Genomic DNA, 14,314 nt, shown 5'->3' on the forward strand with positions numbered 1-14,314 from the left:
ATAAACAGCATTAAACTAGAGCGCGTCAGGCACTGGCACCCGCTGTGGAAAACTCCAATATCCTATTGCGCCCTGTTCTCTTCGCTTGGTAAAGGGCGCTATCTGCCTGCTGTAACAGTTCCAAAATATCTTTATGCCCTTGCAGACAAGCCACCCCAATACTCGCGGTAAAACTTACAGGTCCCTGAGCCGATTTAATAACAATTTTTGCAATATCTCTATGTACCCTCTGCGCAATACAAACTGTGCCCGCGACATCCGCACTCACCAACAGCGCAAATTCCTCACCACCAATCCGACCAAATACATCCACCTCACGCACATGCTGGGCTATTACTCGTGCTGTCGCACACAGCGCCTGGTCACCAATTAGGTGGCCGTGAATATCATTTATGGATTTAAAATGATCAATATCAAGCATCAACACACCCAGGGGAATCTGCTTGCTCTGGGCTAATTTTATAAGTAAAGCAGCTTCCTCGAAGAAGCTGCGGCGATTGTATATTCCAGTGAGCGGATCTGTACGCGCCTCTATTTCCGCCCGCACTTTTGCTGCTTGTAACTCCCTTGTGCGCAGCTGTATCAGGTGCTCAAGATCTGTTTTGGAAACTTCCAATTGTTGCATATATTTTTTTTCTGCCAGGTCTTTTTGGGTGCGTAAACGCTGCACCATTAATCCAATCGCAGCCATTATGGCCATCATTTCCACAAATGAAGCTACTGGAGGCCAGTAATAGTTGACCGGATTATGCACCACAAAGCCTAAATCACGCATAGCCTGCACCAGTAAACCAAGCACCAGGGTGGCCCAACCTATTGCAAATACCGCGGCAGCACTATTACCCTGCCGCCAGCGCACCAAGGCAATTGGCACCACAAGTGGATAACATAACAATGCTACTGTCATGGAAATCTGGGAGGCAGATTTCAACCCCAGCAATACACAAACTAACAGGAAAGCACTGTTAGCCATCATTACCTGTAATAAGTAATCAAGCCTGGGAGTATAGCGCCTGGTTTCCAGAAAAATCCGCGCAAAAATTAGGCCTGTTAAAATCGCGATAGCTCCGCTAATAGTGGCATATCCCCAGTGAAATCCACCACTTACCAGATATTGATGTGTATAACCAAGTACGGTGCCCCACACCAAAATTTTACTGGCGCAATACAGGGAATAAAGGTAGAGAATATTTTCTTTAACCGTAATTGCCCCAACAAACGCAAATAGGGCCATGAGGAAATAGCCTCCGAAAAGGAAGGCTATTAAACTAATCTCACCCTTGCTATTTTGTTGCAGCTTTTGGGGGCTCCAAATTCGCATACTGGGAAAAACCACTCCCAGCTCACCGGAATCAAATTTTACCAATAATTCCTGTGTAGTCTTGGCTGGCACAATAATTTCAAAAACAAATCGATTGTGCTCTACCTGGCGAGTGTCAAATGGAGCATATATGGATAAGTTGGCGAGCTTCCGATAAGGTCCGGCACTGGATAAAGCACGGGAATACACCTGTAATCCCAGCAACTGATGATCCACATACTCAATATGTAATTTGGCTGGCTGGTTTGTGCTATTGCGCAAAGCAAAATGCGACCAGAAAGCACCGGGTTGAATACCGGTTGAGCCCGCAGTTCTCAAGGGGGTAAATGCTCCACGTTCATAGGCAAGTAAAGCATCCGCAATATCACTGTGGCCACCTTTATCATGCCAAGTCTCATGGAATCCTGTGAGCTTACTTCCATCCTCCAACTGTGATACTTCAATTGGCACATGGGCCCAGGCCAAGGCTGAGGGTAGAAACAGGCAGTTGATAAGTATCAGAGTTAGCGACAATCGGGCAGAACGAAGGTACCACTTTAAGTTTATGGGGCATCGGAGATACAATAACCGCTGTCTTATTATACTTTTCTTCATGCTCTTGGCACGTAGGCGATACAATTCCGCTTTTATAATGTCTTCGGCCGGCTCAGTAAATCACAGTCTCTCACGCGGAGAGTCATCTTCAGTTCCGGCAGCAACCGGCTTCAGTATCTTTGGCCACTCCCTGCTGAGCTACTGTCACTTTTAACTCCCCCCATCACGAATACTGCGATGGAACGCCAGAGCTATACAACCTTCGAAATCGCAAAAGATGACGGAGTTCTGACCAAAACCATTTAACATCCGCCAGAAAACACTCAGGGCCTAACGGTGATGAGACATCCAAAGTAATAGTTATATATATCTGGACTTAAAGAGAGTCTAGATTCCAAAAAGTGACAGGGAAATTAAGCGGATCACCTAACGGCATGGCGTCTTATGTACCCCACGAATGGCCAAACTCAATCACGGCCCTACAGATCATTAGACAAAGAGGAGAAGCCGACATAGAGAAGACCAAATCTGGCTAACAATAAAATTGAAGCTTATTTGAATTAATTGACCAAGCTTATCTCCTACTCTCTCAAAAACTCCATTTTAGCCTGCAAACATACCATTCATGTCTCCACTGAACTCCCCGGTAAAAACACATTACATAACAAGTATGTATTGGTAGATGGTCATTAATTAATCTTTATCCAATTGACCTAAAGAAATCACTATGTTTAATAATATTGGCTGGACCGTGAATACAAAGATAAAAGAAATCCAAGGCAATACTTTTACAGGGTTTGATCGTGCAAATACCTGAACAGATTGAATACCTTCTCAGTCAGAGCTTCTCGCTATCGACTAATATCAAATCTAGAAAGATCCATAAATATCTATATACGCTTCTGCTTGGTTTATTAGCTTTATCTGAACCAGTTGAGGCAGTGCCTTCAATGACAACACCAAACCACAGATGAACATAAGGGCAAACATATAGTAGTGAAAACACTGTGTGCTAATACGCAATATTCGACGTTTTACTGGGTAAACCCCTATGATCCCCCCAATACCTATAGCAATACCCTAGGTAAGTAACTCTTTGGTAATAACTTCAAAGCTTAGGCAGGTCAGTATTTTTGTTCCCTGTAACACCAGAGTGTTCAAAGCTTTGGTGGCAAGCAGATTTTCCTTATCAATACCATAATTCAAAAAAAATGGATTTTTTACTGGCCCGATAGCCCCGATGATTCCGGATAAAAAGGCAGTAACAAGTCCCAGTATAAAAAAGTAAGGAAGGCGCATGGGAAACGAATACTTTGTCTTGCCCAAACGGTATTGAAAAACAGTAGACATTAGAAAGACTCCAACAAAAATTGAAGCCACAGGGGTGCATCTGAGAACAGATATAGGCTCCAATTTTAGCCCCCAGAATGCTACCGGGCATGATCCAGCAGGCCACCTTCCAGTTGATATAGGACCAAAAAAACAAAGTCCTGAAGGGAGCAGCATCACGCTGCCAATTGTGACAGTCGGTGCAACCAAGTGAGGACCCAGGAGAAAACCTACCATTGGTACTAGCAACATGGCCCCGCCACCGGCGGCCAGAGTACAGACATACCAGGGTAGAGCGCCAAAAACCAGGAGAGTTGCAGCTATCATTAGTTGGCAGCCTCAACCACTCAAAGCACTCTCCTGAAAGTATCTATCCAAAACCACAGCCGACAAACCCAGCCAACAAATACAGTCCAGAGAGGCAATCAGTAAACCGGTGGTCGCCAAAGCACCCCTCAATGCTGCTATCAGGGGGTGCTCAGAAAGTGTATGCCGATTAAATAGAGAAGAATTGCTGGATGCCCACCAAAACACTTGTGGTGGCCACAGAGGCGAGAATTAGGCCCATCACCCGACTGACGATGCTGGCACCAGCATCACCAATAAAGCGATAAATCCAGTTAGCAGTCAGTAACAGTGCAATGACTACAGCGAGTACCGCCAGCATGGCCGATGCGGTGTTTAATTGGTGAAGTAAATCAAAGCGGTGATTATCAGTCAGCACTACTGCGGCAAGCATGGCCCCTGGCGAAGCAATGGACGGCACTGCCAGCGGAAATATGGCAGTCTCATGCCCTTCTTTGACGATTTCCTTTTCCCGCTCGGGCTTACCCTCACCAAAAATCATTGTGAGGGCAAATAGAAATAGCACTACACCACCTGCAACCTGGAATGCGGATAGAGGCACCCCAATGGCCTCCAGTAGAAACTGACCTGCGATCAGGAAGAACAGCAGAATACCAGCCGCCACCAGTACAGAAAGCCAGGCGATTTTACGTTTTTGCCACTCTGCATGGCGGGAAGTCACTGCAATGAATACCGGCAGGGTACCCACCGGGTCGATTACAGCAAAGAAAAAGACAAAACTACTGATCCAATCGTTCAATTGGTACTCCGGCGTGCCGTGCTACTATCCGCTTATTCCTTGCCGCGGGGAGACCGGCAAGCACCACAGCAATATTGCCCGGGCCATCCCCGATGCCATAGGGAATGGCCTCCGCGGTGGAAAAGCTTAACCTGAAACTCAGTAAAAAAGTCTAGTGCATGACCAATCACTCACCGACCGCCCGCCGCATCGCGAAGACCATCCTGAATGGTTTTGATGCGTATTTTGCAGACTACCAGAACATCACCCTGGGCGCCAAGGCGCGCTTTGAGACCGCCTCCTGGCAAGCCGCACACCAGGCCAATAAGGAGCGCATTGATCTATACAAGACCAAGGTCAATCAGGTGCTCAAGCTGGTACACTCCGTCACTAGCAAAGACACCAGCCAACTGGATCTATGGCGGGATGCACGCGCAACTTACGCACAACTAATCGCCAGCCATAGCAATTACGAAATCGCGGAAACATTCTTTAACTCAGTGTTTTGTAGCCAGTTTAAACACGCCAATATCCACGATAGCAATATTTTCGTTAAACCTTCCCGCCCCCCGGAAGACAAGCCGCTGCGGGATTACAGTATCTATATCAGCTATAGCGGGCGCGCCGGCCTGGAAAACATGATTGAGGATATCCTCAAGGATTTCAGCTTTTCTGCACCCTGGGAAAATATGCAGCGGGATATTGAAAATATCTGTAGGGCGCTACGTGGACGCCCCCTTGCAGACCTGGAAAATGAAAAATTGCTGCGCGTGGATATGCTGGAGTCAGTTTTCTACCGCAATAAGGCCGCCTATCTGGTTGGGCGCATGATATTCCATGGTGAGGTAGTCCCCCTGATCCTCCCCTGTCTGAACAACGGTCGAGGCAGTATCTTTGTAGACACCTTGCTGCACAGCAATGACTCCGCCAGCATTATCTTCAGTTTCACACGCTCCTATTTTATGGTGGATGCACCGATTCCTTCCCGCTTCGTGCGCTTTCTCTCTACCATTATGCCTCTAAAGGAAAAATCGGAACTGTATAACTCCATAGGCTTCCACAAGCATGGCAAAACGGAGTTTTATCGCCATATTCTCGCCCATATGAAAGTGAGTAATGACAAATTTGTGATTGCTCCTGGCATCAAGGGCATGGTGATGAGTGTATTTACGCTACCCTCTTATCCGGTGGTATTCAAAGTCATCAAGGACCGTTTTGATCGCCCCAAAACTGTCACCGAGAAAATTGTGAAGGAGAAGTATAAGTTTGTTTCCCGCTCAGACAGGGTCGGGCGTATGGCTGACACCCAGGAGTACACCAATTTTATTTTCTACCGTAACCGCTTTAGTGATGAATTACTGGAAGAACTACAAAAACTCGCTCCCTCCAAGCTGCTGATCGATGACAAGTGGGTAATCATCAAGCATCTCTATGTAGAGCGGCGTATGGAGCCCCTTAACCTCTATCTGCAAAATGCCAATGAAGAGGAAACAAGAGAGGCTATGGAAGAATACGGCAATGCAATCAAGCAGCTGGCCGCTGCCAATATTTTTCCTGGCGATATGCTACTGAAGAACTTTGGAGTCACCCGTCATGGCCGTGTCGTCTTCTACGACTACGATGAGCTTTGCCCTCTGACAGAGTGCAATTTCCGCAAGATCCCCGAAGCACAGACCGCAGAGCAGGAGCTGGCGGATAAGCCCTGGTATACGGTAGATGAGGCAGATGTTTTCCCCGAGGAATTCCGCCTATTTTTCTCTGGCAACCCTGTTGCTCGCGCAGCCTTTGAGAAGCAACACAGCGATCTTTACGATTACCGCTATTGGAGACGACTACAGGACCGTATTCGCGCTGGACATGTGGAGAGCGCCTTCCCTTACCGGCGCAAGTGGCGCTTCCACCGTCGAGCACCGGCTATCGCAAGGAAAAAGTAAGTGCTCAATCTGTGACTATATTGGTAGGAGGTATTTCCTATTAGAACAGGTGATAAGTGCGCATATTTGCATGGGCCACAACCCCAGTGGCCCTGGCTTTATTATTTGCCAAGGGCTGCGGTTATCTCCCCAGCGAAATGACCATTGCCGGGAAAGAAAAAGCGCCACCGCCCCACGCTCGCATCACAGGCAAACCCCAAGTGGTCAGCTGTGCCACCCCAGCCAGGGGGTTTCGCCCAATCGCTTTTGATGCGCTCTACACCTTTACAGGCGATGAACGCCAACCATTCCAAGAGAAAACCAGTATTCCGGCGCAATTTGATGTGGAAGCCTATGTATGGGGCAGTGAACGCTGTGCTCCTAGCGCCTTCTGCAAGCGCGGAGACTATTATTGGCTAATTGGTCGCGGGCCGGGAAATGAGTTCAATACCTGGGTGGTTACACCTCAATACCCGAGGATGATTATTCAATCTCCTTGTTACGAATGGCTTCGGATCGGACAGCGCTATCGCTTCTCTTTTAGCCGTGGGAAGCTGGTAGGATTCAGCCGAGACTAGGTGAGTGCTGATTACTGTGGGCGCTTTTTAAGGTAGCGATAAATAGCATCTTGAGAACGACACCCCTTACGATCACTATTGGCAATTCTGGTATTACTTTGCTTTGCATCCATAACCCGGGCCTTTTGATTGTCACTCCATTGCAGCTCCAGTATTTTCCGTACAGTCTCACGATGCTTACTATTGGTCAGGGGAAAAGTAACTTCCACTCGATGATCCAGGTTACGGGTCATCAAATCTGCCGAGGACAGCCACATAATCTCCTCACCACCGTTGTGGAATATATAGACACGCGCATGCTCCAAGAACTTATCCACCAAACTGATAACCTGGATATTGTTGGAGAGTCCCGCAGTTTCACATACTAACGAACACATACTCCGCACAATAATTCTAACCTGCACACCAGCAGCACTTGCACTATAAATCCGCTCTATCATCTGACTATCCACCAAGTTATTGCATTTTATGAACAACTCGGCCTGATCACCTCTTTGTGCAGCTTCGATTTCCCGATCTATTGCCCCCAGCAGGGCTGCGCGGTTGGTCAGTGGGGAAACCGCGATATGCTGGAATACCGGGCGACGTCGAGTACGCTGGATAAATTCGAAGACATTGTAAACATCCAGGCCCAGATCCTGGTTATTAGTTAACAAACTAAAATCACAATAAATTCGCGCGGTACTCTCATTAAAATTACCTGTTCCCAGATGACTGTAGAATTTATCCTTGCCCTCTTCCCGCCGAACAATAGAGATTAATTTGCAATGAACTTTTAATCCGGGAACGCCATAAATTACCTCCACTCCCGCATCGGATAACTCCTTGGACCAATGGATATTGGCTAGCTCATCGAATCTCGCACGCAACTCAACTACTGCAATCACCTTTTTATTATTGCGCACTGCATTTATCAAAGCAGCAACCACCCGTGAGTTTTTTGCAACCCGATATAAATTGATACGAATTTCCCGCACCTGGGAATCTATAGCTGCAGAGGCCAGCAAATTGGTGATGACACGAAAATCATGATAAGGGTAATAATAAAGTCGGTCTGCACTGCGAATTTGTGCAAAAGCACCCCCATCACTCGGCAGCGTAGGCAGTGGCACCAACGGCTTGTAGGTATAACGCCCAGAGTCCGCTGGAAATTTCATCAGGTCTTTGGAATTGTGGTAGCGGCCACCTGGTGTATAAGTATCGTAACGCCCCATCTTTAATTTTTTTTTCACCAAATTAAGGAGCACTTCGGGCATTTCTGCATCATAGGCAAGGCGCACTGGATCAGCACGTTTACGTCTCTTGAGTGATTTTTCTATACGATCTACAAGATTCTGGGTGATTTGCTCGCCCAGCTCCAGCTCGGCATCGCGACTGATCTTGAACATGAATGCCTGCGCCGAGCGAATGGGCAACACTTGGCGAAACACCTCTACCAAACAGGCCCGTATAATATTGTCCAGAACGATATAAACCTTTTCCCGCTTACCTTCACGGGGTGGAATCACTACAAAGCGAGATAGAGTATTAGTGGGAATTTCCATAGCGGCATAGCGCCGACTGCCATCTTTTAGGCGGAGGAAAATCGCAAAATAAATACTCGCCTCATTAAGTAGCGGCATAGTATCGCGGTCATCAATAAAGAAAGGCTCCAGCTCAGGCAACACTTCGCGATGAAAGTAATCCTCTACAAACTTACGCTGGCGCTCGCTGAGCTTATTCTCCCTAACCACATGGATGTTATGTTTATCGAGATCAGCCAGTACTTTGGCGTAAGCACGTGCATAGCGCCGCTGAAGACGTAACACTCGCTCATTAATTTGCCCCAATAGTTTGGCAAAATGCCTCTTCTGTTGTTCACCAACGGCAAAGGCCGCGAGGCGACGTACATCCGCTACACGAACCCGGAAGAATTCATCGAGGTTATTGGAGAAGATCCCCAGGAAGCGCACCCTCTCAATAACGGGTACTGTTTCATCTTCCACTTCCTGCAACACCCGCTCATTAAACGACAGCCAACTCAACTCTTTGGGGTATAGGGGCGTATCGTTAAACATCGACAATCTGCCAAACATCTCAGCCGCAAATGAATTTCCCCATCCCAGAGGGCTTGGAGTGAGCGTGTCCCAAGCAGTCAATTTAGAAGGCGCAGTAATAAGCGGAAACGAGGCACTACTGCAGAAAAGAGGATTTACACGCTTTTCGCCAATTTCAGGGGCGTATTCCCGCCAGATTGAAACAATCTAAGTGGGCACAGGGTTATACAGTTAATAGTAGAGCAGTTTGCCGTCTCAATTAACGCGGGTGCCAGGATGTCGATGCAATCACCAAGTGAACGCTACGCAGCGCTCGACCTGGGTTCTAACAGTTTCCACCTGTTATTGGCGGAATTTCGCGGTCAGCGCATGGTGCGCCTGCATACAGACCGTGCCATGGTGCGCCTGGCTGAGGGACTGGATGCCGAACGCAATCTGGATCCAGCGGTGTCGGAACGTGCATTGGCAGCTCTCAACCGTTTCCAACCCGTACTGGATAAACTACCGACCGATCATATTCGTGTGGTAGGCACCAACACCCTGCGCGCTGCAGCGGCCAACGCAGACGGTTTTCTCGAAGAGGCGGAATCCATCCTGGGGGTGCCAGTGGAAATCATCAGCGGCATTGAAGAGGCTCGCCTGATTTACTCAGGTGTAATGGCCGCCGCTGACGGTCCACCCCGGCTACGCTGCATAATCGACATCGGTGGCGGCTCCACCGAACTGGTGCGCGGTAGTGAGTCCCCAGAGCAATTGCAAAGCCTGTACATGGGCTGTGTTTCCTACAGCAAGCGCTACTTCGCCGATGGCATTATTAGCAGGCAGACCATCAATCATTTCAAGCACGCTCAGCGCGCTGCACGTGCGGAGCTTCAGGAACTCCAGCACATGGCCACCGAAGCTGAAGTAGTAGGCTGCTCAGGTACCATCAAGGCGGTATCTCGAGTACTGAACGGTGGCGAAGTAGAGGATATCAGGCGCGAGGATATTGATCGCCTGGCGCAAGAGGTGGCCCAAGCCGAGCATATCGCCGATTTGAATTTGCCCTATCTCGATGAGGAGCGCCGCCCTGTATTCGCTGCGGGCCTGGCAATTTTGCACGCTATTTTTTGCGAGCTGGATATCCAGCGCATGGAAGTCTCACCTTACGCAATACGCGAAGGCATAGTGCACGACCTGGCTGGCCGCCTGCATGGAGGGGACAGGCGCGCGGATACAGTGGCCTGGGTAATGCAGCGCTGGCAGATAGATGCCAACCAGGCTCGCCGCGTAAGTGATACTGCCCTTAAGCTATTACAGCAACTGCGTCCCGGATATCCGCCGGAAGGACGCCAGCGATTGCGCTGGGCCATACAACTCCATGAAGTTGGTTTGGCCCTGACGCACAGCAGCTTTCGCAAGCTCGGCGCTTTTATGATCAAACACGCTGATCTGGCCGGGTTTTCCAAGGGTGAACAGGAGCACTTGTCCTATCTCGTGCGCAACCAGCGCGGACGAATAAAGCACCCCAAAGAACACTACGGCTTCCACCCCAGCCCCGACCTGCTTCTGTGTCTGCGCCTGGGCTGTATCATTCACCGCGATCGCACCGAACGCACATTGCAAGGAATCAACCTGGCCGACCAGGGAGATGCCTACCGCTTGCAAATTGAACGTGAGTGGCTGGATAGCAGCCCGGCTATTGAGGAGCTGCTCTACCAGGAAGAACAGCATTGGCAATCACAGACACGCCCATTGCGCCTACTTGCGGTATAGACACCACTGTGAATAGTTATCGATACCGGTAACATGCCCGTTAATATCAATTTTTATCCTAAGCCCAGAATCTATGAAGCTCAGCGAAGTTACCCTCAGCCACCACTATGCAGATCTGGGCGACGCCTTCGGCACGCGAATAGATCCCACCCCCTTCGATCACCCCCAGTTGATCGACACCAATCCAAAAGTCATGCAGCTACTCGGTATCGATGCATCTGAGATAGAAAATGCCGCATGGGCGCAACTGGGCTGTGGCGCCAAACTATTTCATGGCAGCCGCCCCTTTGCCATGAAGTACACAGGTCATCAGTTTGGGGTCTACAACCCGGACCTGGGTGACGGCCGCGCATTGCTGCTGGGAGAAATCGAAAATGCCGGACGGTGTTGGGAGCTGCACCTTAAAGGTGCCGGCAAAACCCCCTACTCCCGTTTTGGCGATGGCCGCGCGGTATTGCGCTCCACTATTCGCGAGTACCTCGCCGGTGAGGCCTTAAGCGGCCTGGGTATTCGATCCACCCGTGCACTATGTATTGTTGGCAGCGACGAACCGGTAACACGTGAACAGATTGAAAATGGCGCCATGCTGATCCGAGTGGCCGAGAGCCACGTGCGCTTCGGCCACTTCGAATACCTGTTTTACACTAAACAACTACAAGCCCTGCAACAGCTCATCAGTGAAATCTGCCAGCGCTTTGTGCCAAATTCACAAGGGCTCGGTGTCCGCGAGCAGGCTGAGGCGATGCTGCGATTTACCACTATGCGCAGCGCCGAACTGGTAGCTGGTTGGCAGGCAGAGGGCTTTGCCCACGGAGTGCTCAATACCGACAATATGTCGATTATCGGCGATACCTTTGATTTCGGCCCCTATGCCTTCCTTGACGACTACGACCCCACGTTTATTTGTAATCACTCAGATCACACAGGCCGCTACGCCTTCGAACAGCAGCCGGGTGTCGTATTGTGGAATTTAAACGCTCTCGCCCACGCCCTGTCCGGATTTGTTGACGTGGAAACATTGCGTGATTGTTTGGAGCAGTTTCAGCCCCAGGTCACCCGCACCTATGCTGCACGTATGCGCGCCAAGCTTGGGCTCACCACAGAAGAGGATGGCGATCCAGCACTCTGTGCAGATCTACTAAAACTGTTACAACAGGGTGAGGCGGACTATGCCCGTTTCTTCCGCGCATTGGCACACTATCGCGGCGAACGCCCAGCAGCTGGGTTATGTGAATGTATCGCAGCAGTTAAACACGATGCGCTGGATCAATGGCTGGGGCATTACGATCGACGCCTGTCACGTGAGAATAGTAATTCCCGCACGCGCAACCGCGCCATGTTAGCAGTAAACCCCAAATATATTCTGCGTAACTATTTGGCACAGAAAGTCATCGAGGCAGCCGGACAAGGTGATTATTATCCCCTGCGTACTTTGCGCAATTTGCTGCAATCACCGTTCGAGGAACACCCGGAGCATGAGGCCTGGTCTGCCAGACCACCTGAATCCGGCAAGCGTATTCCCCTAAGCTGCTCCTCATAAAGCGGCAAAACTGGTACGAAAATCAGATAAAAAGCGTTTAAATGCGGCTAACTGCCGGATATATGCGGCTAATTTTTGCCCGATGGTGACTATCCTCCTGCCGCCAACGATGACTTCATGTAAGATCTGGGTCACCACTTAACAGAGGAACTCCTACAGATGATCAAAAACCTGCTCCTGGCCGCTTTCGGCCTGATGTTCGCCCTGCAGGCCAGTGCCGCAGATGTTGTAGGCAAGTGGCGCACTGTCGACGATGAAACCGGCCAGCCCAAGTCCATCGTGGAAATCTACGAAAAGGATGGAAAGTACTACGGGAAAATTGACCAGTTGCTGATGAAACCCAATGACACCGTCTGCGAGAACTGCCCCGGTGATCTGAAGGGTAAACCTCTCGTTGGCATGGATGTGATCACCGGCATGGCGAAGAAGGGTGATAAATACGAAGGCGGAGAGATTATGGACCCGGTCACAGGCAAGGTATACGACTGCAAGTTCTGGCTGGAGAACGACGATACCCTGAAGGTGCGCGGTTACCTTGGTTTCTTCTACCGCACCCAGACCTGGCACAGAGTTCAGTAATTAAATATTAAGAAGGCCCATCTCGCGGGCCTTCTTAATATCTGTTCTGGCAAGGGAAGCCCTTCCCCTGCAAACTTTTCGTTTTTACAGGACCACCCTGCCACTCTCATCGGTTGAGGCTCGGGCCGAAACCACCTTGGCATCCTCGCTGGTGTCGATACGCACCTTTGCACTCATACCGGCCCGTAACTGCGGCGCATCCTTTAGAGGATAGAGACGCAAGCGCACCGGCACTCTCTGTACTACTTTCTTCCAATTGCCGCTGGCATTCTGGGGAGGCGTCAGGGCAAACTCGCTACCACTAGCCGGGCTCATACTGTCCACCTGGGCCTGCCATTCGAAATCAGGATAAGCGTCGAGGGTCACCTCTGCCTGCTGACCGGTACGTACCTTGGCTAGCTCAGTTTCCTTAAGATTGGCTTCCACCCAAAGACCACTAGACCCAATCATATTGAGTAAGTTAAGTCCGGCAGTGGCCATCTCCCCAACCTGGGGCACAGTATTGGCGATGGTGCCATCTACTGGCGCAATAATACGCGTACGAGACAGTTGATAGTTGGCCTTATCCAACTGTGCCTGGGCCACTTTGAGATCCGCCTGATCTTCCAAAGCAGAACCAGGATCGCCTCCCAGCTCTGCCCGCAGGCTGGACAGTTTTTCTGCATTGATAGTGATCTGTGCCCGAGCCCGCTCCAATTGCTGGCGCGCACTATCCAGCTCCGCTTCAGAAAAAGCCACTTTGCCTAGCTTTTCGTTGCGCTCCAGTTGGCGCCGGTAAAAATCTGCATCTTTGCGCGCCTGCTGTAAGGCGGCATCGGCCTCCGCATATTCGGCACGGCGGGCCAGCAAGTCATTGCGCACCTGTGACAAACGGGCTTCTGCCTCGGTGACCGCCAACTCAAAGGCTGTGCGGTCGATCTGAATTAACAGCTGGCCCTTGCTCACCACTTGGTTGGCACTCACCAGTACCTTGGTGACCACACCGCTGACTTCTGGTGCCAGGGAGACTTTTTCCGCCTTCACATAGGCATTCTCTGTCTCGACGATATCGCCACTGCCAAACAGGCTCCAGCCAACCGCCAGCGCAGCAAGCACCAGGACCAGTATGAGCCCCAGTTTGCGCTGTGTGGTTCGATCCAGGTTTAGATTCAGCTTGTCAGTCAAATTCAATCTCTTCGCGTGTCAGGTTTTTGCGCAATCGCTCCAACAACGTTTGCAGCTGTATTACTTCCTCCGGGGAAAAACCATCCAGGGCTTGGGCGCGAGTCTCTTTTTCGAGCCCATCCAACAAAGCCATGGCCGGTTCCGCCTGCCCGGTCAGGTAAATACGAAAGCAGCGCCTGTCCTGCGGGTCAGGGCGCCGCTCTACCAGCCCTTCCCGCTGCAGGTTATCGAGTTGGCGCGCCAGGCTAATCGGCGCCATATCAAGGCACTCAGCCAATTCTGCCTGCTTCTGCCCCTGTTGTCGCACCAGATGCCACAGCACCTGCCAACGGGAGCCGCTGAGACTATGCCCCCTGGCTCGGCGGTCAAAGTTGCGCCGCAGTAAACGCGCCGCGCTGTGTAGCTCCAGGCTCACCCCAGTCGCAATATCCTCGCCCTGCGTATCTTTCCCTGACATGCCTAAGACTCCCTTTTTGAGGGC

Annotated in this window: 11 protein-coding genes; 5 read left to right on the plus strand and 6 right to left on the minus strand. The window is 50.3% G+C overall.

Features of this window, described 5'->3' with window-relative positions; translation table 11 throughout:
* Nucleotides 1-25 precede the first annotated feature (25 nt).
* From ACJJJB_RS16425 to ACJJJB_RS16435, 3 genes are all read right to left on the minus strand, one after another.
* Nucleotides 26-1,771: a diguanylate cyclase gene (locus ACJJJB_RS16425; protein ID WP_445365173.1), complete on the minus strand. Its 1,746-nt coding sequence runs from the start codon at nt 1,769-1,771 to the stop codon at nt 26-28.
* 1,164 nt (nt 1,772-2,935) lie between these two features.
* Entirely contained in the window at nt 2,936-3,511 is a 576-nt protein-coding gene (locus tag ACJJJB_RS16430; RefSeq protein ID WP_445365174.1) for a hypothetical protein, read from the minus strand.
* Between the two features lie 169 nt (nt 3,512-3,680).
* On the minus strand, nt 3,681-4,289 hold the full coding sequence (locus tag ACJJJB_RS16435; RefSeq protein ID WP_020414444.1) for a MarC family protein: 609 nt from the start codon (nt 4,287-4,289) through the stop codon (nt 3,681-3,683).
* A 158-nt stretch (nt 4,290-4,447) separates the two neighbouring features.
* On the opposite strand from ACJJJB_RS16435, the gene aceK reads away from it, so the two are divergent.
* Nucleotides 4,448-6,202, plus strand: coding sequence for a bifunctional isocitrate dehydrogenase kinase/phosphatase (gene aceK, locus ACJJJB_RS16440; protein ID WP_020414443.1), 1,755 nt, complete (start codon nt 4,448-4,450; stop codon nt 6,200-6,202).
* Nucleotides 6,203-6,258: 56 nt separating this feature from the next.
* Entirely contained in the window at nt 6,259-6,759 is a 501-nt protein-coding gene (locus ACJJJB_RS16445; protein WP_020414442.1) for a hypothetical protein, read from the plus strand.
* 11 nt (nt 6,760-6,770) lie between these two features.
* Here ACJJJB_RS16445 and ppk1 read toward each other — a convergent pair whose 3' ends face one another.
* On the minus strand, nt 6,771-8,816 hold the full coding sequence (gene ppk1, locus ACJJJB_RS16450; RefSeq protein WP_445365175.1) for a polyphosphate kinase 1: 2,046 nt from the start codon (nt 8,814-8,816) through the stop codon (nt 6,771-6,773).
* Between the two features lie 261 nt (nt 8,817-9,077).
* Here ppk1 and ACJJJB_RS16455 point away from each other — a divergent pair, with 261 nt between their 5' ends.
* The 3 genes from ACJJJB_RS16455 to ACJJJB_RS16465 all read left to right on the plus strand — a co-directional run bounded on the left by ACJJJB_RS16455 (nt 9,078) and on the right by ACJJJB_RS16465 (nt 12,669).
* Nucleotides 9,078-10,550, plus strand: a complete 1,473-nt coding sequence (locus ACJJJB_RS16455; protein ID WP_020414440.1) for a Ppx/GppA phosphatase family protein — start codon at nt 9,078-9,080, stop codon at nt 10,548-10,550.
* 73 nt (nt 10,551-10,623) lie between these two features.
* The gene (locus ACJJJB_RS16460) at nt 10,624-12,090 is read left to right on the plus strand and encodes a protein adenylyltransferase SelO (protein WP_020414439.1); all 1,467 of its coding nucleotides are present in this window, start codon (nt 10,624-10,626) and stop codon (nt 12,088-12,090) included.
* 159 nt (nt 12,091-12,249) lie between these two features.
* Complete coding sequence (locus ACJJJB_RS16465) at nt 12,250-12,669, plus strand: DUF2147 domain-containing protein (RefSeq protein ID WP_020414438.1); 420 nt, start codon at nt 12,250-12,252, stop codon at nt 12,667-12,669.
* A gap of 84 nt (nt 12,670-12,753) precedes the next feature.
* Here the strand turns inward: ACJJJB_RS16465 and ACJJJB_RS16470 are convergent, their stop codons facing one another.
* Entirely contained in the window at nt 12,754-13,833 is a 1,080-nt protein-coding gene (locus ACJJJB_RS16470; protein ID WP_020414437.1) for an HlyD family secretion protein, read from the minus strand.
* On the minus strand, nt 13,826-14,290 hold the full coding sequence (locus tag ACJJJB_RS16475) for a MarR family winged helix-turn-helix transcriptional regulator (protein ID WP_157533593.1): 465 nt from the start codon (nt 14,288-14,290) through the stop codon (nt 13,826-13,828). The genes ACJJJB_RS16470 and ACJJJB_RS16475 overlap by 8 nt, the downstream gene beginning before the upstream one ends.
* Nucleotides 14,291-14,314 lie beyond the last annotated feature (24 nt).

It is taken from the genome of Microbulbifer variabilis (assembly GCF_052468405.1).